General features: G+C 68.5%; 22 protein-coding genes. 14 read left to right on the top strand and 8 right to left on the bottom strand.

Annotation, left to right across the window (positions count from 1 at the left end):
- Positions 1–138: 138 nt before the first annotated feature.
- Positions 139–618: a transcription elongation factor GreA gene (greA, locus tag AAC050_RS08225; RefSeq protein ID WP_339914594.1), complete on the bottom strand. Its 480-nt coding sequence runs from the start codon at positions 616–618 to the stop codon at positions 139–141.
- Positions 619–710: 92 nt separating this feature from the next.
- Here greA and AAC050_RS08220 point away from each other — a divergent pair, with 92 nt between their 5' ends.
- On the top strand, positions 711–1,928 hold the full coding sequence (locus AAC050_RS08220) for a TIGR03862 family flavoprotein (protein WP_339914593.1): 1,218 nt from the start codon (positions 711–713) through the stop codon (positions 1,926–1,928).
- 189 nt (positions 1,929–2,117) lie between these two features.
- Positions 2,118–3,764, top strand: a complete 1,647-nt coding sequence (locus AAC050_RS08215) for a M28 family peptidase (RefSeq protein ID WP_339914592.1) — start codon at positions 2,118–2,120, stop codon at positions 3,762–3,764.
- A 16-nt stretch (positions 3,765–3,780) separates the two neighbouring features.
- Here the strand turns inward: AAC050_RS08215 and dinD are convergent, their stop codons facing one another.
- Positions 3,781–4,635, bottom strand: a complete 855-nt coding sequence (gene dinD, locus AAC050_RS08210) for a DNA damage-inducible protein D (RefSeq protein ID WP_339914591.1) — start codon at positions 4,633–4,635, stop codon at positions 3,781–3,783.
- An 88-nt stretch (positions 4,636–4,723) separates the two neighbouring features.
- On the opposite strand from dinD, the gene AAC050_RS08205 reads away from it, so the two are divergent.
- Positions 4,724–5,869 carry a serine hydrolase domain-containing protein gene (locus AAC050_RS08205; RefSeq protein WP_339914590.1) on the top strand — a complete coding sequence of 382 codons (1,146 nt, stop codon included), beginning with the start codon at positions 4,724–4,726 and terminating at the stop codon, positions 5,867–5,869.
- Here AAC050_RS08205 and rarD read toward each other — a convergent pair.
- Together rarD and AAC050_RS08195 are read right to left on the bottom strand one after the other, a co-directional pair.
- Positions 5,866–6,792 (bottom strand): EamA family transporter RarD, encoded by a 927-nt coding sequence (gene rarD, locus AAC050_RS08200; protein ID WP_339914589.1) that lies wholly within the window; start codon positions 6,790–6,792, stop codon positions 5,866–5,868. The two genes, AAC050_RS08205 and rarD, sit on opposite strands and share 4 nt — an antisense overlap.
- Before the next feature lie 71 nt (positions 6,793–6,863).
- Entirely contained in the window at positions 6,864–7,910 is a 1,047-nt protein-coding gene (locus tag AAC050_RS08195; RefSeq protein ID WP_339914588.1) for an aspartate-semialdehyde dehydrogenase, read from the bottom strand.
- Positions 7,911–8,083: 173 nt separating this feature from the next.
- Between AAC050_RS08195 and zapE the strand changes: the two genes are divergently transcribed.
- Together zapE and AAC050_RS08185 are read left to right on the top strand one after the other, a co-directional pair.
- Entirely contained in the window at positions 8,084–9,184 is a 1,101-nt protein-coding gene (gene zapE / locus AAC050_RS08190; protein WP_339914587.1) for a cell division protein ZapE, read from the top strand.
- A 32-nt stretch (positions 9,185–9,216) separates the two neighbouring features.
- Positions 9,217–9,768 carry a YbjN domain-containing protein gene (locus tag AAC050_RS08185; RefSeq protein WP_339914586.1) on the top strand — a complete coding sequence of 184 codons (552 nt, stop codon included), beginning with the start codon at positions 9,217–9,219 and terminating at the stop codon, positions 9,766–9,768.
- Positions 9,769–9,985: 217 nt separating this feature from the next.
- Here the strand turns inward: AAC050_RS08185 and mdh are convergent, their stop codons facing one another.
- Positions 9,986–10,948 (bottom strand): malate dehydrogenase, encoded by a 963-nt coding sequence (gene mdh / locus AAC050_RS08180; RefSeq protein WP_339914585.1) that lies wholly within the window; start codon positions 10,946–10,948, stop codon positions 9,986–9,988.
- Between the two features lie 212 nt (positions 10,949–11,160).
- Here mdh and AAC050_RS08175 point away from each other — a divergent pair, with 212 nt between their 5' ends.
- From AAC050_RS08175 to AAC050_RS08165, 3 genes are all read left to right on the top strand, one after another.
- Complete coding sequence (locus AAC050_RS08175) at positions 11,161–11,544, top strand: VOC family protein (protein ID WP_339914584.1); 384 nt, start codon at positions 11,161–11,163, stop codon at positions 11,542–11,544.
- Between the two features lie 67 nt (positions 11,545–11,611).
- Positions 11,612–12,487, top strand: a complete 876-nt coding sequence (locus AAC050_RS08170) for an SIMPL domain-containing protein (protein WP_339914583.1) — start codon at positions 11,612–11,614, stop codon at positions 12,485–12,487.
- Between the two features lie 4 nt (positions 12,488–12,491).
- The gene (locus AAC050_RS08165; protein ID WP_339914582.1) at positions 12,492–12,917 is read left to right on the top strand and encodes an HIT domain-containing protein; all 426 of its coding nucleotides are present in this window, start codon (positions 12,492–12,494) and stop codon (positions 12,915–12,917) included.
- Positions 12,918–12,942: 25 nt separating this feature from the next.
- On the opposite strand, the gene AAC050_RS08160 is transcribed toward AAC050_RS08165, so the two are convergent.
- Positions 12,943–13,434, bottom strand: a complete 492-nt coding sequence (locus AAC050_RS08160) for a hypothetical protein (protein WP_339914581.1) — start codon at positions 13,432–13,434, stop codon at positions 12,943–12,945.
- A gap of 175 nt (positions 13,435–13,609) precedes the next feature.
- Between AAC050_RS08160 and sdhC the strand changes: the two genes are divergently transcribed.
- From sdhC to AAC050_RS08140, 4 genes are read left to right on the top strand one after another with little or no spacing between them, the layout of a single operon-like run.
- Positions 13,610–14,086: a succinate dehydrogenase, cytochrome b556 subunit gene (sdhC, locus tag AAC050_RS08155; protein ID WP_339914580.1), complete on the top strand. Its 477-nt coding sequence runs from the start codon at positions 13,610–13,612 to the stop codon at positions 14,084–14,086.
- Positions 14,083–14,490: a succinate dehydrogenase, hydrophobic membrane anchor protein gene (gene sdhD, locus AAC050_RS08150; RefSeq protein ID WP_339914579.1), complete on the top strand. Its 408-nt coding sequence runs from the start codon at positions 14,083–14,085 to the stop codon at positions 14,488–14,490. The genes sdhC and sdhD overlap by 4 nt, the downstream gene beginning before the upstream one ends.
- Before the next feature lie 6 nt (positions 14,491–14,496).
- Positions 14,497–16,281, top strand: a complete 1,785-nt coding sequence (sdhA, locus tag AAC050_RS08145; RefSeq protein ID WP_339914578.1) for a succinate dehydrogenase flavoprotein subunit — start codon at positions 14,497–14,499, stop codon at positions 16,279–16,281.
- A 2-nt stretch (positions 16,282–16,283) separates the two neighbouring features.
- Positions 16,284–17,081 carry a succinate dehydrogenase iron-sulfur subunit gene (locus AAC050_RS08140; protein ID WP_339914577.1) on the top strand — a complete coding sequence of 266 codons (798 nt, stop codon included), beginning with the start codon at positions 16,284–16,286 and terminating at the stop codon, positions 17,079–17,081.
- A gap of 50 nt (positions 17,082–17,131) precedes the next feature.
- Here AAC050_RS08140 and AAC050_RS08135 read toward each other — a convergent pair whose 3' ends face one another.
- Together AAC050_RS08135 and AAC050_RS08130 are read right to left on the bottom strand one after the other, a co-directional pair.
- A complete protein-coding gene (locus AAC050_RS08135) occupies positions 17,132–17,506 on the bottom strand; it encodes a PIN domain-containing protein (protein ID WP_339914576.1) in 375 nt (124 codons plus the stop codon).
- On the bottom strand, positions 17,503–17,739 hold the full coding sequence (locus tag AAC050_RS08130; RefSeq protein ID WP_339914575.1) for a hypothetical protein: 237 nt from the start codon (positions 17,737–17,739) through the stop codon (positions 17,503–17,505). Before AAC050_RS08130 ends, AAC050_RS08135 begins: the two co-directional genes overlap by 4 nt.
- Positions 17,740–17,813: 74 nt before the next feature.
- Here AAC050_RS08130 and AAC050_RS08125 point away from each other — a divergent pair, with 74 nt between their 5' ends.
- Together AAC050_RS08125 and AAC050_RS08120 are read left to right on the top strand one after the other, a co-directional pair.
- Positions 17,814–18,134 (top strand): 2Fe-2S iron-sulfur cluster-binding protein, encoded by a 321-nt coding sequence (locus tag AAC050_RS08125; protein ID WP_339914574.1) that lies wholly within the window; start codon positions 17,814–17,816, stop codon positions 18,132–18,134.
- A 1-nt stretch (position 18,135) separates the two neighbouring features.
- Positions 18,136–18,936, top strand: a complete 801-nt coding sequence (locus AAC050_RS08120; RefSeq protein ID WP_339914573.1) for a kinase — start codon at positions 18,136–18,138, stop codon at positions 18,934–18,936.
- The last annotated feature ends 48 nt before the right edge of the window (positions 18,937–18,984 follow it).

Raw genomic sequence — 18,984 nt, 5'->3', positions numbered from 1 at the left:
CAGTAGCGCTGTCGCGCGTCGCGCTGCTTGAGCGCCGGGGGCGGGCTGCCTTGCGGCGGCCGCGTGGTGCATTCGGCACCGGATGCGCCCTGTTTGGGGCATGCGGCGGCCCGGGACAACCACCCGGGTGAAGATGGCTCAGTCGACGGCGGTGATTTCGACCGTCTGTCCAGCGATGACGGCCTCGTCGCCGACGCGTTTGCCGCTCAGGGCCACGGCCAGGGGCGAGATATGGCTGACGCTGCCGGCGGCCGGGTCGGCCTCGTCCTCGCCGACGATACGCCAGGTCTGGGCCCGGCCGTCCTCGCGTTCGATGGTGACCGAGCCGCCGAAGCGGACGCGGCCGTCGGCGGCCGCGATCTCGACCGGCTGGGCCGAGGCGCGCCGCGCCGACCAGTAGCGCAGGTCACGGGTGGCCCGGGCCATGGCCGTGCGGTCGGTCTCGATCTCGCCATGGGCCTGGGCCGCGCCATAGGCGGCACGCGCCGCGGCCAGGGCGGCATCGATCGCGGCCAGGCCTTCCGGCGTGACCAGATTGGCATGCGGCGAGATCGGACGGTCGGGCAGATCGGCGGCCGTGGCCTCCAGATCCTCCTCGCGGGTAAAAGCAACACTCATGGGGCGGGAGCGTATCGGGTGCGCGCCGGTTCCGCGACCTCTTCCTGCTGTCGCTGTCGCCGAGGTGCGCGGAACACGCTAGGACCCGCAGCATGAGCATCCAAACACGCACCATCCACGTCGTCGGGGCCGGGCCGGCCGGGCTGATGGCGGCCGAACGGCTGGCCCAGATGGGGGCAAGTGTGACCGTGCATGAGCGGATGCCGTCGCCGGGGCGCAAGCTGCTGATGGCCGGGCGCGGCGGGCTGAACCTGACCCATTCGGAAGACCAGGCGGCGTTCGAGGGCCGCTATGGCACCGCTGCCGCGGCGGTATCGCCGTGGCTGGACGCCTTCCCGCCGGGCGAGCTGACCGCCTGGGCCGAGGGGCTGGGTCAGGCCACCTTCACCGGCTCCAGCGGCCGGGTGTTTCCGCGGGCGATGAAGGCCTCGCCCCTGCTGCGGGCCTGGCTGGCGCGGCTGAACGGTCTGGGGGTCGAGCTGCGCACCCGTTCACGCTGGACCGGCTGGAGCGACGACGGGGCCCTGCGCTTCGACACCCCGGACGGCGAGCGGCTGGAACGGCCGGATGCGGTGGTGCTGGCGCTGGGCGGGGCCAGCTGGCCGAAACTGGGCTCGGACGGCGGCTGGGTCGGCCCGCTGGCGGCGACCGGCGTGGCGGTGGTGCCGCTGCGGCCGTCGAACATGGGGGTCAATGTCGACTGGTCCGAGGTGGTGCGCAGCCGTTTCACCGGCCAGCCGCTGAAGGGGGTGGTGCTGACGTTCGGTGGGCGCAGTGTGCGTGGTGAGGCCATGGTCGCCGGCTACGGACTGGAGGGCGGGGCCGTCTATGCCCTGTCGGCCGTCCTGCGCGAGGCCATTGCCGTGGACGGGGCGGTGATCCTGACCGTCGACCTGCGGCCCGATCTGTCGATCGAGGCGCTGGCGGCGCGGCTGGAGGCCGGGCGCGGCAAGGACAGCACGGCCAACTGGCTGCGCAAGGCCGGGGGGCTGTCGCCTGTGGCCGCGGCCCTGCTGCGCGAGGTGCCGGGCGACCTGCCGCAGGGGGCCGACAAACTGGCGCGGCGCATCAAGGCGCTGCGGCTGAAACTGACCGGGGTGCAGGGACTGGACCGCGCCATCTCGACCGCCGGCGGCGTGGCCCTGGACGCGGTCGATGCGGGCCTGATGCTGACCGCCCGGCCGGGCGTGTTCGTGGCCGGCGAGATGCTGGACTGGGAAGCCCCGACCGGCGGCTATCTGCTGCAGGCGTCCATGGCGTCGGGCGTGGTGGCGGCCAGGGGTGTGGAGGCGTGGCTGGCGAAGGGGTGATGGGCTCCCTCTTGCCGGCTGTCCCTCACCCGCCCGCGCCAGAACGACGGCTTGCGCCGTCGTGCGCGGCCACCCTCTCCCCCGGGAGGGGGAAGATTGCAGCGACCCCCTTGCGACACGGTGGCGCTGGACGGGGCGGAGGCGGAGGGTCAGGGTGGGCCCCTTCCCTGAACCGACCCGGATGTGACCATGCGCCGTTCCCGCCTGACCCGACTGTGGCTGTCGACCGCCGCCCTGGCCCTGATGACGGCGGGGCCGGTTATGGCGCAATCAGCCGACGGCGCGCGGCTGAATGAATATGTGCGGGTGCTGGCCTCGGATGAATTCGAGGGGCGCGGGGTGGCGACGCCGGGCGAGCAGAAGACGGTCGACTATCTGGTGGCGCAGTTCCAGGCGCTGGGACTGGAGCCGGGCGGTCCGGACGGTCAATGGGTGCAGGTGGCGCAACTGGGCCGGACCCGGCCCGACGGCCCGGCGACGATCACCGTCAGCAGCGGCGGCGCGACGCGGGCGCTGGAACGCGGGCCGCAGGTGCTGGTGTCCAGCGACCGGCCGGTCAGCCACATCACCCTGAGCGACGCCCCGATCGTGTTCGCCGGTTACGGCATCGACGCGCCCGAGCGCGGCTGGGACGATTTCAAGGGCGTCGACCTGAGGGGCAAGATCCTGCTGGTGCTGGTCAATGACCCGGACTTCGGCGCGCCCGAGGGCCATCCGGTCGCGGGCCGGTTCGACGACAACGCCATGACCTTCTACGGGCGCTGGACCTATAAATTCCAGGAGGCGGCGCGGCAGGGGGCGGCGGCGGTGCTGGTGATCCATGACACCGCCGGGGCCGGTTACGGCTGGAGCGTGCTGGAGAATTCCTCGACCGCGCCCAAGTTCGACATCGTGCGCGACGATCCCGAGGCCGAACGGGTCGCGGCCCAGGGCTGGATCCAGGGCGATGCCGCCGCGGACCTGTTCGCGGCGGCGGGGCTGGATTTCGCGGCTCTGAAGGCGCGGGCGCGCACGCCCGAATTCCGGCCGGTGACCCTGGACGGGGTGACGATGTCGATCGATTTCGGCCAGATCGCCGACCGCATCGAGAGCCGCAATGTGCTGGCCCGGATTCCCGGGGCAGGGCATCCGGACGAGACGGTGATGTACGGGGCCCACTGGGACGCCTTCGGCATCGCCACGCCCAAGGACGGTGACGCCATCTATAACGGCGCGGTCGACAATGCGACCGGGGTGGCCGGTCTGCTGGAGCTGGCGCGGCTGTTCAAGGCGGGCTCGCCGCCGGACCGGTCGGTGGTGTTCGCCAGCTGGACCGCCGAGGAGGCCGGGCTGCTGGGGTCGGAATACTATGCCGCCCATCCGGTCTGGCCGCTGGAGACGACGGTGGTCAACATCAACATGGACAGCTTCCTGCCGGGGACCGACATCTCGCCGACCATCGTCGTGATCGGCGCGGGCAAGAGCGATACCGACGGCTGGCTGGAACGCCGCGCCAGCGAACAGGGGCGCACCCTGATCCCCGATCCGGCGCCCCAGGCCGGGGGCTTCTATCGCTCGGACCATTTCCCGCTGGCCAAGAAGGGCGTCCCGGCCCTGTTCGGGGCGGCGGGCTTTACCGGCCACAATGCCGCCAGCCGCGACTATGTCGCCCACCGCTATCACCAGCCTTCGGACGACTGGTCGCCCGACTGGGTGATGGACGCGGCGGCCGTGGACATCGACCTGCTGTATGCGGTCGGCCGCGACCTGGCCGACAGCCGCGCCTGGCCGGAGTGGACGCCGGGGGCCGAGTTCGAGGCGGCGCGGGCCGTGTCGGCGGGGCGGCGGGGGGAGTAGGGGGTTTCGGCCCCCTTCACCCCTTTTTGTCATCGCTCTTGATCGCCCTGGCCTGACGGCGCTCCAGTTGCTGGATGCTGGTGTCCGGGGTCGGCAACTGTTCGGGCATGATCCCGCCCAGTTCGCCGATGGTGGCCCGGACCTTTCTGCCCACGGCCAGGTGGATGTCATTGGCCTGGGCCCGGGTGCGGGCACCGTCGCGCTTCAGCTTGTCTTCGGTCTGGGTGGCGCGGAACAGGTTGGCTGCCAGTTCGGTGCTGCCCATGTGGTCGAGGATCTTCTGGCTCTTCTTCAACCCCTTGCGGGCGTGGATATCCCGCATCGTCCGACCGCCGTACAGGCCGCGATAGCCGTGATCCTGGAACACCGCATAGTCGAGCCCGCTCGTCACGCCCGCCTGGCCGGCGGCCGAGGCGAGGGCCGTATTGTGGTGCGCCATCTCGCGCCGGAGCATCAGTCGCCGTTCGTCCTCGGAGAGGGCACCGAACGCGGGGTCGTTCTGGATTTCCTGGCGTCGGGTCTGAACCGCGAAATAGGTCTGGCCCTGGGCGATCACCGGCTTGGCCGGATCGCCGTTCTGGACAATCAGGTAGCAGGCGTAGCGGGACAGCCGGATGTCGGTGATCTCGCGACGGGCACCGGACCCGATGTCGACCATTGTGTTGATGTCGACGAAATGGTCGGCCGGTGTGAGGCCGGCGCTGGCACAGGCGACCCTGGCCTTCTCAACCACCGCCAGAAAGTTTCGATAGTTCTGGTAGTCCAGCAGCGGCGCGAGTTGACGGGCAAGCCAGAATTCGGCCCCCTCACCCTCGTGGCGAATGGACTCAAAGGTCTGTCGACCGGAATCCGAAGTCTCGACATCGGTCATGCCGAATGAGAACAAAAAAGCAACCCAAGGTCAAATCTTTCCGCTCGCAGAAGGTGACGGACCGGCCTGGTGTCGGTACGACAGCCCCATGACCGACCTTCCCGACATTCACGGTGCCTCCCCCCCGCGCTTTGCCGCCGTGCGCGACGCCTTTGCCGCGAACTTCACGAACGCCCCCGAAGGGCTGGATGAGCTGGGGGCGCGGTTCAGTGTCTGTATCGGCGGCGCGCCGGTCATCGATCTGTGGGGCGGGCATGCCGATACGGCGCGGACGCAGCCGTTCACCGACGCGACCCTGGCCCCGGTGTTCTCGACCGGCAAGGCGGTGATGGCGCTGATGATCGCGACCTGTGTCGAGCGTGGCCTGCTGGACTATGAGGCGACCGTGGCCAGCTATTGGCCGACCTTCGGTCAGGCGGGCAAGGCCGGGATCACCGTCGGCCAGCTGATGAGTCATCAGGCCGGATTGTCGGGGTTTTCGGCACCGGCCGAGCCGACGATCTGGTTCGACCGTCAGGCGGTGCTGGACCGGCTGTGTGCCCAGCCGCCGATGTGGGCCCCGGGCACGGCCTCGGGTTATCACCCGATCACCATCGGCTATCTGGCGGGCGAGCTGTTCCGGATCGTCGACGGGCGCAGCATGGGCACGGCCCTGCGCGAGGATTTTGCCGGTCCGTTCGACCTCGATCTGTGGATCGGCCTGCCCGAAAGCGAGCACGACCGGGTGGCGCAGATGCGCAAGCCGACCGCCGCGCCCGATCTGGGCCCGATCGATGCGATCAAGACGGCGGCGTTTCTGGACCGCGGCTCGGCCCCCGGCGGGCGCGGGTCCAGCGAATGGCGGCAGATGGAGATTCCGTCGGCCAATCTGCACGGCACGGCGGCGGGTCTGGCGCGGATGCTGACACCGCTGGCCAACGGCGGGCGGCTGGACGGGCGAAAGGTGCTGTCGGCGGCGGTGCTGGACCAGGCGACGCGCGAACGGATCCACGGCCCCGACAAGGTGGTGCCGTTCGAGATGAGCTGGGCGGCGGGCCTGATGCGCAATGGTGAGCTGCGGAAGTTCGGGCCCAATCCGGAGACGGTCGGCCACAGCGGCTGGGGCGGCAGCTGCGCCTTCGCCGACCCGGTGACGGGGATTTCGGCCGCCTATGTGATGACGCGCCAGTCGCCGCACCTGCTGGGCGACCCGCGGGCGCTGCGGCTGATCAAGGCGTTGTACGCGGGCCTCTAGACCGGCTCGGCCTGGGATTTGAGGGCCGAACGGGCGGCCTGGGCGCGACTCCACGCGGCCCAGAGGAAGACGGCGGCCCCGATCCAGATAAAGCCGAACGAGACGCCGCGCAGCCAGGTGAAATGCTCGCCCTGGGCCACGCCGATGAAGAAGCTCAGCGTCGGGGCGATGAATTGCAGGAAGCCGATCGTCGACAGCGGCAGGCGTCGCGCGGCCCAGGCGAACAGCACCAGTGGTCCGACCGTGATCGGCCCGGCCATGGCCAGCCAGAAGGTCGCCGCGGGGGTCGCCCCGAAATGGCCGGTGCCGTGCAGGCTCAGCCACACCAGCCAGGCCAGACCCAGCGGGGCCATCAGCAGACATTCGACCAGCAGGCCGGTCTGGGCCTCGGCCTTCACCTGTTTGCGGATCACGCCATAGGCGGCGAAGGACACGGCCAGGGTCAGGGAGATGACCGGCAGCCGCCCGAGCGCCACGCCCTGCAGGATCACCCCGACGGCGGCCAGGGCGATGGCGATCAGCCCGGCGCGGCTGATGCGTTCGCGGAACAGCCAGGCCCCCAGCGCCATGTTGAGCAGGGGATTGAGGTAGTAGCCGAGACTGGTCTCGAGGGTGTGGCCATGGTTCACCGACCAGACGAACAGCAGCCAGTTCAGCGCGATCAGAAAGGTCGAGGCGATCAGCCAGCGCAGGGTCTTCCAGTCGGCCAGAACCCGTCGCACCTGGGCCGACTGACCGGCCAGCAGGACCAGACCGGCGGCCCAGATCACACCCCAGACGGCGCGATGGGCCATGATCTCCCAGGCATCGGCCCCGGCCGCGCCCATCGGCTGATAGATCAGCGGCGACAGGCCCCACAGCACATAGCAGCCGACCCCGGCGATCAGGGCGGCGCGGGCGCTGTCGGGGGTGGACTGGGTCACGCGCGGCGGCTTTCAGGCTCGGTCACCCCCGACGCGAGCCGGGGATGACGGGATCATCGTGGAGACGGTCTCTAGACCGTGAGGGTGCGGAAGCCGGAGGCGGACTTGATCATGCCGGTCTCGTCCAGCAGCTGGGCGATCTGGATGGCGTTGAGCGCGGCCCCCTTGCGCAGGTTGTCGGACACGACCCACAGGTTCAGCCCGTTCTCGACCGTATGATCCTTGCGGATGCGCGAGACATAGACGGCGTGTTCACCGGCGGCGTCGACCGGGGTGATGTAGCCGTCGTGCTCCTGCTTATCGATAACCTGGATGCCCGGGGCCTCGCGCAGGATGGCGCGGGCCTCCTCGGGGCTGATCGGGCGATCGAATTCCAGCGTCACGGACTCGGAATGGCCGACGAAGACCGGCACCCGCACGCAGGTGACGGTCAGCTTGATGTCGGGGTCGAGCATCTTGTGGGTCTCGTCCCACATCTTGGCTTCCTCGTCGGTGTAGCCGTCGTCGCGGAAGCTGCCGATATAGGGGATGACGTTGAAGGCGATCTGTTTGGGGAACAGTTTCGGTGTGGCGTCACCGAGGCCGTAGATGGCCTTGGTCTGGTTCCACAGCTCGTCCATGCCCTCCTTCCCCGCGCCCGACACCGACTGATAGGTCGAGACCACGGCGCGAGTGATCTTCGCCACATCGTGCAGGGGCTTGAGCGCCACGACCAGCTGGGCCGTCGAGCAATTGGGGTTGGCGATGATGTTCTTCTTCGTCGCCAGCTTGATGGCGTCGGGGTTCACCTCGGGCACGATCAGCGGCACGTCGGGGTCCTTGCGGAAGGCCGAGGAGTTGTCGATCACCATCGGACCCAGTTTGCCGATCTTTTCCGACCATGTGCGCGAGACGTCGCTGCCGGCGCTCATCAGCACCAGGTCGACGCTCTTGAAATCGAAGCTGTCGATGTCCTCGCATTTGATCGTGCGGTCGCCCCAGGCGACCTCGATGCCGCGGGATTTGCGCGAGGCGAGAGCGTGCATCTTGTCGACGGGGAAGACCAGTTCCTCGAGCAGGTTCAGCATTTCCCGGCCGACGTTGCCGGTGGCACCAACGATGGCGACGCGATAGCCCATAGTGGAATTCCTTGGGGGAGGGGGGTTGTGGTTTCGCATATGGCCTTTCGCGAGCGCGAAGCAACGGCTTTCCCGTGAGATGACGTCCGCAGCCGTCCACGGGACGGGGGGATTTGCGCCGGGTTTTTGCGGAAGGCGCTTCCAGCCGCCGGTCGGGGACGCTATCTGGCCTGATGCCTTCCCTGACCCGCCGCGCCTATGATGCCCGCCTCGCAGACGGGCGGCTGACCGCCGACCTGTCCCAGGCCACGGCGTTGGCGGCCCTGTCACGGCTGGAGCACAGCCTGGCCCGACGCGGCGTGCTGGGCGGCCTGAAGCCGGCGCGGGGGGTCTATCTGTGGGGACCGCCCGGGCGCGGCAAGTCCATGCTGATGGACCTGTTCTTCGCCGAGGCCCCCGAGCCGCGCAAGACCCGGGCCCATTTTCACGCCTTTATGGCCCGGGTGCACGATCTGATCCGTCAGTGGCGCGAGGGGGACGCGAAGACGCGCAGGCGGGTGTTCGGCCGGTCGAAGGGCGACGATCCGATCGGCCCGGTCGCCGCCCTGATCGCCGCCGAGGCGCGGCTGTTGTGTTTCGACGAGCTGCAGGTCACCGACATCGCCGACGCCATGATCCTGGGCCGGCTGTTCGAGGCCCTGTTCGAGCGCAAGGTGGTGCTGGCGGTGACCTCGAACCGGGCCCCGGACCAGCTGTATCTGAATGGCCTCAATCGTCAGCTCTTCGTGCCCTTCATCGACACGCTGAAGGCGCGCTGTCAGGTGGTCGAGGTGGCCGGTGCGCGCGACTGGCGACTGGACCGGATGGCGGCGGGGCAGCTGTGGTTCCACCCGATCGAGGCCGGGCGCAGCGCCGGGTTCGAGACGCTCTGGACCGACCTGAAGGGGGATGAGCCCGAAGAGCCGGCCCATCTGGTGGTGCTGGGCCGCGAGGTGGTGGTTGATCGCACGGCCGGGGGACTGGCGCGCGCCACCTTCGCCGACCTGTGTGGCCGGGCGCTGGGACCGCAGGATTATCTGGCCCTGGCCGGGCATTTCCACACCCTGTTCCTCGATGCCGTGCCGGTGCTGGATCCGGCGCGCCGCAATGAGGCCAAGCGGTTCGTCACCCTGATCGACGCCCTGTACGAGGCGCGGGTGCGGCTGGTGGTGCTGGCCGATGCCCAACCCGACGCCCTGTATCCAGCCGGCGACGGGGCCTTCGAATTCGAGCGCACGGCCTCGCGCCTGCATGAGATGACCAGCGCCGACTGGCTGGCGCAGACCCGCGACTGAGGGTTAGGATGGGGCAAACCGGAGTTGCCCGTATGATCCATCGTCGTCTCGCCGCCCTCGCCACCGCCGCCGCACTGGTGCTCCCCGGGGCCGCCCTCGCCGCCACGGCGGGGGCTGTAGCCCAGACCGCCTATCAGGCCGCGCCCGCGGCTCCGGCCCAGGGCGGACTGTCGATCACCGATGTGCGCAACTGGCTGGTGAGCGTCGGAGCCACGGTCAGCGAGGTGACGCGCGCGGACGGCCGGACCTCGGTGACGGTGACCGACGGGCCGATGACCTGGCTGGTCTTTTTCAACAGCTGCCAGGCTGACGTCTGCGGCGACATCCAGTATATGGCGGCGTTCAGCAATGCGACGATCACCCCGGACCTGGTCAATCAGTGGAACCTCGAGCACCGTTTCCTGAAGGCCTATTATACGCCCGGTACGGCGGCCGGCACGGCCATCGTCCAGTATGACGTCCTGCTGGTGAACGGGGCCGGCATTCAGCAGCTGATGGATCCGACCTCGGTCTGGGTCGAGGTTCTGCCGGTCTTCGCCACCCATGTCGGCTTCTTCGTTCCGGGCGAGGCTGCGGCCCAGTAGGCCGGTCATCGAACCCACGAAAAAGGGCCGCGGAGCGATCCGCGGCCCTCTTTTTGTTGGGCCGCGGTCACAAGGCTCCGCCCTGTCGACCCGACGCGGCCTGGCGGCTTCGCCGCGCGCTCAAGCAGTGAGCGACCACGTCGCGAACGCTAGCGCCCACAGAATGCGCTCAAGCAGCGAATGACCGCGTCATGAGCGTAGCGCCCTTCTCTGGCCGCTAGGCCAGCGAGGAATCAATGTCCTTGCAGGCCTGGAGCAGGCCCTGGACCGAGGCGACCGACTTCTCGAACATGGCCTTTTCCTCGGCATTGGTCGTGAATTCGATGACCTTCTCGACGCCGCCGGCACCGATCAGGGCGGGCACGCCGACATAGAGGTCCTTGAGGCCGTATTCACCCGACAGCCAGACGGCGCAGGGCAGGACGCGCTTCTGGTCCAGCAGGTAGGATCGGGCCATGGCGATGGCGCTCTCGGCCGGGGCGTAGAAGGCCGAACCGGTCTTGAGCAGGGCCACGATCTCACCGCCGCCTTTGCGGGTGCGCTCGACGATGGCGTCCAGCTCGGCCTGGGTCATGAAGCCGGCCTTGACCGCGTCGGGCAGGGGCAGGCCGCCGACAGTCGAGTGGCGCACCATCGGCACCATGTCGTCACCGTGACCGCCCAGGGTCCAGGCGTTGATGTCCTGGACCGAGACGCCGGTCTTTTCGGACAGGAAATAGGCGAAGCGGGCCGAGTCGAGCACGCCGGCCATGCCGACGACCTTGTTCTTGGGAAGGCCCGAGAACTGCTGCAGGGCCCAGACCATGGCGTCGAGCGGGTTGGTGATGCAGACGACGAAGGCGTTGGGGGCGTGGGCCTTGATGCCCTCACCGACGGCCTTCATGACCTTGAGGTTGATGCCGATCAGGTCGTCGCGGCTCATGCCCGGCTTGCGCGGCACGCCGGCGGTGACGATGCAGACGTCGGCCCCGGCGATGTCGGCATAGTCAGTGGCCCCCTTGAGGGCGACGTCGGTGCCGATCACGGCGGTGGCCTCGGCGAGGTCGAGCGCCTTGCCCTGGGGGGTGCCCTCGGCGATGTCGAACAGGATCACGTCGCCCAGCGCTTCGCGCGCGGCCACATGGGCCAGGGTGCCACCGATCATGCCGGCGCCGATGAGGGCGATTTTCGCGCGAGCCATATGCATCTCCATTGGCCTATCGCGCTCACGCGCTGCTTGAGGCCGGTTGTTGGGGCCCGTCGCGCTTACGCGCTGTTTGAGGCCGGGTCAGTGTGGGAAACGAGGCGGCGGTCTAGACCGCTGGACCGGGGTTCGCAAGGTGGCCGGATGTCGCCCGGAACCTTGCGTTCCCGCTTTGTTCGTGCAAGGTCGATGACAGGGAGGATCACACCATGATCGGCTATGTCACACTGGGCACCAATGACCTCGAACGGGGGGCGAAATTCTATGACGCCCTCGCCGCCGAACTGGGCACGTCGCGGATGATGGAGGAATCGACCTTCATCGCCTGGGGCACACCGGGCGGCGGGGCCGGCATCGGCCTGACCCAACCGCACGATGGCAAGCCTGCCACGGTCGGCAACGGGGTGATGGTGGCGCTGGAGGCGTCGTCGCGCGAACAGGTCCAGCGCCTGTACGATATCGCCCTGGCCAACGGCGGCACCTGTGAGGGCCCGCCCGGACCGCGCGGTGGACCTTTCTACGCGGCCTATTTCCGCGATCTGGACGGCAACAAGCTGAATGCCTTCCTGATGGAAACGGGCGCGGCGGCCTGACGACAGGCGGGGGCCTTTACCGGTCCCCGCCCGACGGGCAAGGTCGCTGCACAACCGGAGAGCGACCATGATGAGACGGATCGGACTGGCGGCCTTGCTGGCCGTGACGGCGGCCCCCGCCCTGGCCCAGACACCGCCGGCCACCATCGGCGACCGCTATATCCCGGCCCCGTGGTGGATGCGCGATCCGGTGATTGCCTCGACCGGCCGGGTCCGCGTCGAGATCGCGGCCAACCGGGCGTCGTTCAGCGCCAGTTTCCAGGCGGTCGACCGCAGCGCCGCCGATTCCGCGCGCAAGGCCGCCGATCAGGTGCGGGCGCTGAGCCGGGCCCTGGCCGCCTATGGGGTCGATGCCGTGCGGGTCGAGACTACCCTGACCACCCGGCCGCTGTACGAACAGTATCGCGACGCCGATGGCGATCTGGTCGACAATGAACGGGCCGACAAGATCCAGCGTTATGAGACCGAAGCCCGTGTCAGCCTGACCCTGCGCGACATGGCGGTGCTGGAGCGGGTCTATGCCACGGTGGTGGCGTCGCAGCCGACGTCGATCGATCGGGTCAATTTCAACCTCGAGCCCGAGAATGCGTGGGTGACCAATCTGGCGGCCGAGGCGGTCAAGGATGCGCGGACCCGGGCCGTGGCCGCCGCCCGGGACGCCGGGGCGACGCTGGGTCCGGTGCGGGTCATCGATCCGACCGGCCGGGCCTGCCAGACCGACGTGCTGGCCGGCTGGCCGTCCTACCAGGTGGCCGCCCAGCCGCAGACCACGGTCGATGATGTGGTCGTCACGGGCTCGCGTATCACGCGGTCTCGGCCGGTTGGGGCTGCTGAGCCTCTGATGAGCCCGTCCGAGGACGCGATCGAGGCCGCGCGTCTGGCGCTGCAGCCACCGTTGCGCGTGCTGACCGATAGTGCCTGTGTCGTCTATAGCCTGAACTGAGGCGATGGCCGGTTTTGCCGCCGATCCCGCCTTCGAGGGCGGCTCCGTCTTCGTCGCCGACTGGCCGCTGTGCCAGCTGCGGCTGCAGGACGACGCGCGGTTTCCGTGGCTGATCCTGATCCCGCGCGTCGCCGGGGCGGTTGAGCTGGATGACCTGTCCGGGACTGACCGGGCGCGGCTGATGGAGGAGATCGTCCGGGCCGGGGATCTGGTGCGGGCCGTGGGCGAAGCGACAGGGCGGCCGGTCGACAAGCTGAATGTCGCTGCCCTCGGCAATGTTACGGCCCAGCTGCATGTCCATATGGTCGGGCGACGGCGCGATGATGGCCTGTGGCCCGATCCGGTCTGGGGCCGGGGGACGGCACGGCTCTGGCCGGCGGACCAGCTTGCCGGGATTCTGGCCTTGCTTCGCGCTCAATCCGGAACCTGAACGCAGGCGTTCGGCGTGAAGGACCCTAGGGGCGGCGCAGGGTCACGGGCCGGGCCCGGCCGTCGTGAACCAGACTGCCGCGCCAGCCGCCGCCGGATCGCTGCAGGCGCAGGGAATCACCGCCGTCCAGCGCCAGGGCGAGGCTGGCACCATCGCTCGAAGCCGTCGCCAGCGGCACGGCCTGACCGATGTGGCCGCGCCGCCAGGCCCCGTCGACCAGTCCGTCGCCCGGATCATTGAGGACCAGGCTGCCGACGGCCTGCCCGTCGGCATCGACCACCCACCAGCGGCCGTCCAGGGGTCCGGCCCGGGCATCGGCGGCCCGTTCGGCGGCGCTGACACCCTGATCGAAGAAGGCCATGGGATCGCGGACCTCGGGCCCGGGCGCAGTCTCGAACGGCCGGATGGTCGGCGGCTCGTACGGGCGCTGGGTGAGGTCCTGGCTCGAGGAATAGGGGCGGGGCGATGGATCCTGGGTCGCAAGAACGGACAGGAGGACGAGAAGTGTGGCCGACATGGAGCCAGACTGCCGCAGTCGCTGCGCGAACGCCACCCGGTGTCGTCGATCGCGTGAATTCGCCGTTTCGGAGAACCCATGAGGCCCCGTTTCGTTGACACCCCGCCGCGCGGGTCACTAAAGCCTGTGTGCGCCTTCGGGCGTTTGATTTTCCTCGGTTTTGAGAACCATTCGCATGACGAGTCCCCTTCCGGTCTCGGGCGACGCCTCGAAGACTTCGGGCACCGGCCAGAACGGCCCTGCTGTCCGCCAGCCCAACGGTCGTACCCCGCCCCTGTCGCCGCACCTGCAGGTGTGGCGTTGGCATGTGACCATGCTGGCGTCGATCCTGCATCGGGTCAGCGGCAGCGCCCTGTCGGCCGGCGCGGTCCTGGTCGGGATATGGCTGCTGGCCCTGGCGTTCGGACCGGAAGCCTACGCCGCCTTCACCGGCCTGTCGGCCTCGCCGTTGGGCCTGCTGGTCTGGTTCGGCCTGACCCTGGCCCTGACCTATCATCTGGCCTCGGGCATCCGGCACCTGGTCTGGGACTCCGGCGCGGGTCTGGAACCGAAGACGGCCAGCCTGCTGAGCGGCCTGTCGATCGCCGCCGGACTGGTCCTGGCCCTCGCCTTCTGGGCCGGCCTGTTCATTTCCGGGAGTGTCGCGCTGTGAGCGGTCAGACCAAGAGCTTCGTCAAGGGTGTCAAGGTGTCCGAGCACCACGGGGCCGGCGAATGGATGGCCGAGCGCCTGTCCTCGCTGATTCTGGTGCCACTGACGCTGTGGGGCCTGTGGAGCGCCATGCAGCTGGCCGGGAGCGGCTATGCCGGGGCCATGGCGTGGTTCGAAAGTCCCGTGAACGCCGGTCTGCTGGCCCTGACCCTGCTGGTCAGCCTGTGGCACATGAATCTGGGCCTCAAGGTCATCGTCGACGACTATATCCATCGCCCGACGTCGCGCGGCGTGCTGCTGGCGCTGATCGCCGTTGTCTGTCTCGTGCTGGCCGCGGCCAGTGTCTTTCTTATCATGCGGCTGGCGCTGGGTTCAGCGCCGCTGCCGGCCGGTTTCGGAGCCTGATCGCGTATGGCGACCTATGAATTCGTCGATCATGAATACGATGTCGTCGTCGTCGGCGCAGGCGGCTCGGGCCTGCGCGCCGCGCTCGGGGCGGCCCAGCAGGGACTGAAGGTCGCCTGCGTCACCAAGGTCTTCCCGACCCGGTCGCACACGGTCGCGGCCCAGGGCGGCATCTCGGCCTCGCTCGGCAATATGGGTGAGGATGACTGGCGCTGGCATATGTACGACACCGTCAAGGGGTCGGACTGGCTGGGTGACCAGGACGCCATTGAATATCTGGTCCGCGAGGCCCCCAAGGCGGTCTATGAGCTGGAACACTGGGGCGTGCCGTTCAGCCGCACCGAAGAGGGCAAGATCTATCAGCGCGCCTTCGGCGGCATGACGCGCAATTTCGGTGACGGGCCGGTGCAGCGCACCTGCGCCGCCGCCGACCGCACCGGCCACGCCATCCTGCACACATTGTACGGCCAGTCGGTGCGCCGCGAGGTCGAGTTCTTCGTCGAATATTTCGGCCTCGACCTGATCATGCAGGACGGAGCCTGCACCGGGGTCACGGCGTGGAAGCTGGACGACGGCACCATGCACCGCTTCCGGGCCAAGCTGGTGATCCTGGCCACCGGCGGTTACGGCCGCGCCTATTTCAGCGCCACCAGCGCCCACACCTGCACCGGCGACGGCAATGCCATGGTGCTGCGCGCCGGCCTGCCGCTGCAGGATATGGAGTTCGTCCAGTTCCACCCGACCGGCATCTACGGGGCCGGCTGTCTGATCACCGAGGGTGCGCGTGGCGAGGGCGGCTATCTGACCAATTCCGAGGGCGAGCGCTTCATGGAGCGCTATGCCCCGTCGGTGAAGGACCTGGCCCCGCGCGACATGGTCAGCCGCTCGATGACCATCGAGATTCGTGAAGGTCGCGGCGTCGGTCCGAACAAGGACCACATCCACCTGCACCTCGATCACCTCGATCCGAAGATCCTGCACCAGCGCCTGCCGGGCATTTCCGAGAGTGCCAAGATCTTCGCCGGTGTCGATGTGACCAAGGAGCCGATCCCGGTCCTGCCGACGGTCCACTACAATATGGGCGGCATCCCGACCAACTATCACGGCGAGGTCCTGACCAAGGTCGGCGACAATGCCGATACCGTGGTGCCCGGGCTGATGGCCGTGGGCGAGGCGGCCTGCGTCTCGGTGCACGGGGCCAACCGGCTCGGCTCCAACAGCCTGACAGACCTGGTGGTGTTCGGCCGTGCCGCCGGCCTGCGCGCCGGTGAGGTGGTCGACAAGGCTTCGAAGGTGCCGGACGCCCCGGCCGCGACCACCGACGCCCACCTGGCCCGGCTGGACCGCTTCCGCAACGCCTCGGGGTCGACCCCGACGGCCAAGCTGCGCATCGAGATGCAGCGGGCCATGCAGTCGGACGCGGCCGTGTTCCGCACCGGCAAGACGCTGGAGGAAGGCGTCGCCAAGCTGCGCGCCATCCATGCCCGCGGCGCGGACATCAAGACCACCGACCGCGGCCTGATCTGGAACACGGATCTGGTCGAGACGCTGGAATACGACAATCTGGTCGATCAGGCGCTGGTGACGATCGAGGGGGCGCTGAATCGCACCGAGAGCCGCGGGGCCCATGCCCGCGAGGACTTCCCCGACCGCAATGACGCCGAGTGGATGAAACACACCTTGGCCTGGAAGACGCCGGACGAGGGCGTGAAGATCGACTACCGCCCGGTCCACAAATACACGATGTCCAGGGACATCGATTACATCGAGCCCAAGGCACGGGTGTACTGAAGATGGTCCAGCTTACCCTCCCCCGCGGCTCCAAGCCCACCACCGGCAAGGTCCACAAGGCCGCGCCCGGTTCGAAGAACGTCAAGACCTACAAGGTCTATCGCTACGACCCCGAGGTCGACGCCGACCCGCGCTGGGACGTCTATGAGGTGCCGACGGCCGACCACGGCCCGATGCTGCTGGACGCCCTGATCCACATCAAGAACGAGATCGACCCGACCCTGTCGTTCCGGCGCTCGTGCCGCGAGGGCATCTGCGGGTCGTGCTCGATGAATATCGACGGGCGCAACACCCTGGCCTGCACCAGGGGCTGGGACGAATGCTCGGGCGACACCATCGCCATCTCGCCCCTGCCGCACCAGCCGGTGGTCAAGGATCTGGTGACGGACCTGACCCTGTTCTACGCCCAGTACGACTCGATCCAGCCCTGGCTGCAGTCGGACGAACCGGACCCGACGACCGAGCGGCTGCAGACCCCGGCCGAGCGCGAGAAGCTGGACGGCCTGTACGAGTGCATCCTGTGCGCCTGCTGCTCGACCTCCTGCCCCAGCTACTGGTGGAACCAGACCGAATACCTCGGCCCGGCGGCCCTGCTGCAGTCCTATCGCTGGATCGCCGACAGTCGTGACGACGCGACCCAGAGCCGCCTCGACGACCTCGAGGATCCGTTCAAACTGTATCGCTGCCACACGATCATGAACTGCGCCCAGGTCTGTCCCAAGGGGCTGAATCCGGCCAAGGCCATCGCCGAGACCAAGAAGCTGATGGTGGCCCCGGACCGGAAGAAGGCGACGGCGTGACGGCGAAGATCAGCGGTCAGGCGCGTCAGCAGGCCGGCGACCACTAGCCGTCAGACCGCCAGCTTCAGCCCGCAGTGGGTGGCGAAATGGCGGAAGTCCCGGTCGCGGGTGATCAGGGACACATCCGCATCGATGCAGCACTGGGCGATCAGACAGTCCGCCGCCCGGGCCTTCAGCCCCCGCTTTTGCAGCGCCAGCCGCATGAGCCCCGCGCGCTGCCAGTAGCCGGGCTGCAACTCCAGCAGCGTCGCATTTGCGATCAGGTCCCGGTGGGTGGCGGGGACCGCTCCGGAGAAAATCTCGAACTGGACGATGGGCGGCAGGCTCAGCTGTTCCTCAATCGCGGCGGAAGCGATCGCGGCGGTGTCTGCGGCCTTGTCACCGGCGAAGAAGGCGATCAGGGAGCTTGAGTCCGCGGCGATCAAAGTACGTTGCCGTGGGCATCGAATTCCCGATCCTGACGCAGGTCATCCAGATCGATATCGAGCTTGAACTGCCCCTGGGCGGCCAGCAGTTTCCGACACCATTCCGAGTGATTGTACTGCTCGAGAGCGGTTTTCAGCGTCTGCGTCAGACTGGCACCGCTGTTGATCTGGGCTGTCGCCAGCAGCCGGGCGGGCAGGACCGCTGTGATTTTCCGGGCGTCATTCATGCGCATCAAGATACCATAGTATTTATATGGCATCAATCTATGGTCTTGCCTCCCCCGCCCGGCTTTGCCAAGAGCGTGCCATGGCGAAGATCACCTATATCGAAAACGGCGGCCGCGAGCATGCGGTCGAGGTCAAGACCGGTCTGACCGTGATGGAGGGGGCAATCCGCAACAATGTCCCCGGCATTGACGCGGACTGTGGCGGGGCCTGCGCCTGCGCCACCTGCCATGTCTATGTCGACGAGGCCTGGCGCGAGGCGACGGGCAAGCCCAGCGCCATGGAGGAGTCGATGCTCGACTTCGCCGAGGAGGTCGAGCCCAACTCGCGCCTGTCGTGCCAGATCCGGGTGTCGGACGCGCTGGACGGCCTGATCGTGCGCCTGCCCGAGAACCAGCACTGAGATGATCGATCCACGGCTCATCGAGGCCGTGGAGACGCTGATCGCGGCACACAGTCGCTCCGGTTCTGTGCCGTTGATCGCGATTTCGGGGGCCCAGGGGTCGGGCAAGACGACGCTGGCCCGCGCCGCTGCCGCGCGCACCGGGGCCGCGCATCTGTCACTGGACGACGTCTATCTGACCCGGGCCGAGCGCGATGCGCTGGCTCGCACCGTCCATCCCCTGTTTGCCACCCGGGGCCCACCGGGGACCCATGATCTGGGCCTGCTGCACCGGGTGATCGACGCCCTGTCGCGTGCGGGTTCCGACGCCCGGACACCCCTGCCGGTCTTCGACAAGCGGGCCGATGATCGTCTGGCCCCGGAAGACTGGCCGGTGTTCACGGGCCGACCGGCGGCGATCCTGCTGGACGGCTGGTGTCTGGGGGCGATGCCGCATGAGGCGGCGGCCCTGATCGCGCCGGTCAACGATCTCGAGCGCCAACAGGACCCGGATGGTCGCTGGCGACGGGCTGTCAATGACGAACTGGCCGGACCCTGTCGTCACCTGTTCGCCCGGTTCGACGCCCTGCTGTTCCTGCGGGCCCCGACCTTTGACGGGGTGCTGGACTGGCGCTGCGAACAGGAGGCCGGGCTGATGGGGCTGGCGCCGGCCGACCTGCCGGCGACCGAGCGCGCCCGGCTGGCCGGCTTCATCGGCTATTTCGAGCGGATCACCCGGTCCATGATCGACGGCTGGGTCGTGGCCGATGTGGTGGTGTCGCTGGACCGCGAGCGGCGGGTGACCGGCATTGAGCGGCTCTAGATGTGAGCTCTCAATAGGTTGTCCATCCGGTCCAGGCCGGGGAAGCTG

The organism is uncultured Brevundimonas sp. (assembly GCF_963974615.1).
In the GTDB taxonomy this organism is placed as follows: Bacteria; Pseudomonadota; Alphaproteobacteria; order Caulobacterales; family Caulobacteraceae; genus Brevundimonas.
The sequence above is the reverse complement of the archived record's forward strand: the minus strand, read 5'-3'. Positions and strand labels throughout refer to the sequence as shown.

Coding starts and splice junctions, on each gene's coding strand:
- greA (WP_339914594.1), bottom strand. CDS start 618: ATGAGTGTTGCTTTTACCCGCGAGGAGGATCTGGAGGCCACGGCCGCC.
- AAC050_RS08220 (WP_339914593.1), top strand. CDS start 711: ATGAGCATCCAAACACGCACCATCCACGTCGTCGGGGCCGGGCCGGCC.
- AAC050_RS08215 (WP_339914592.1), top strand. CDS start 2,118: ATGCGCCGTTCCCGCCTGACCCGACTGTGGCTGTCGACCGCCGCCCTG.
- dinD (WP_339914591.1), bottom strand. CDS start 4,635: ATGACCGATGTCGAGACTTCGGATTCCGGTCGACAGACCTTTGAGTCC.
- AAC050_RS08205 (WP_339914590.1), top strand. CDS start 4,724: ATGACCGACCTTCCCGACATTCACGGTGCCTCCCCCCCGCGCTTTGCC.
- AAC050_RS08195 (WP_339914588.1), bottom strand. CDS start 7,910: ATGGGCTATCGCGTCGCCATCGTTGGTGCCACCGGCAACGTCGGCCGG.
- zapE (WP_339914587.1), top strand. CDS start 8,084: ATGCCTTCCCTGACCCGCCGCGCCTATGATGCCCGCCTCGCAGACGGG.
- AAC050_RS08185 (WP_339914586.1), top strand. CDS start 9,217: ATGATCCATCGTCGTCTCGCCGCCCTCGCCACCGCCGCCGCACTGGTG.
- mdh (WP_339914585.1), bottom strand. CDS start 10,948: ATGGCTCGCGCGAAAATCGCCCTCATCGGCGCCGGCATGATCGGTGGC.
- AAC050_RS08175 (WP_339914584.1), top strand. CDS start 11,161: ATGATCGGCTATGTCACACTGGGCACCAATGACCTCGAACGGGGGGCG.
- AAC050_RS08170 (WP_339914583.1), top strand. CDS start 11,612: ATGATGAGACGGATCGGACTGGCGGCCTTGCTGGCCGTGACGGCGGCC.
- AAC050_RS08165 (WP_339914582.1), top strand. CDS start 12,492: ATGGCCGGTTTTGCCGCCGATCCCGCCTTCGAGGGCGGCTCCGTCTTC.
- AAC050_RS08160 (WP_339914581.1), bottom strand. CDS start 13,434: ATGTCGGCCACACTTCTCGTCCTCCTGTCCGTTCTTGCGACCCAGGAT.
- sdhC (WP_339914580.1), top strand. CDS start 13,610: ATGACGAGTCCCCTTCCGGTCTCGGGCGACGCCTCGAAGACTTCGGGC.
- sdhA (WP_339914578.1), top strand. CDS start 14,497: ATGGCGACCTATGAATTCGTCGATCATGAATACGATGTCGTCGTCGTC.
- AAC050_RS08140 (WP_339914577.1), top strand. CDS start 16,284: ATGGTCCAGCTTACCCTCCCCCGCGGCTCCAAGCCCACCACCGGCAAG.
- AAC050_RS08130 (WP_339914575.1), bottom strand. CDS start 17,739: ATGCGCATGAATGACGCCCGGAAAATCACAGCGGTCCTGCCCGCCCGG.
- AAC050_RS08125 (WP_339914574.1), top strand. CDS start 17,814: ATGGCGAAGATCACCTATATCGAAAACGGCGGCCGCGAGCATGCGGTC.
- AAC050_RS08120 (WP_339914573.1), top strand. CDS start 18,136: ATGATCGATCCACGGCTCATCGAGGCCGTGGAGACGCTGATCGCGGCA.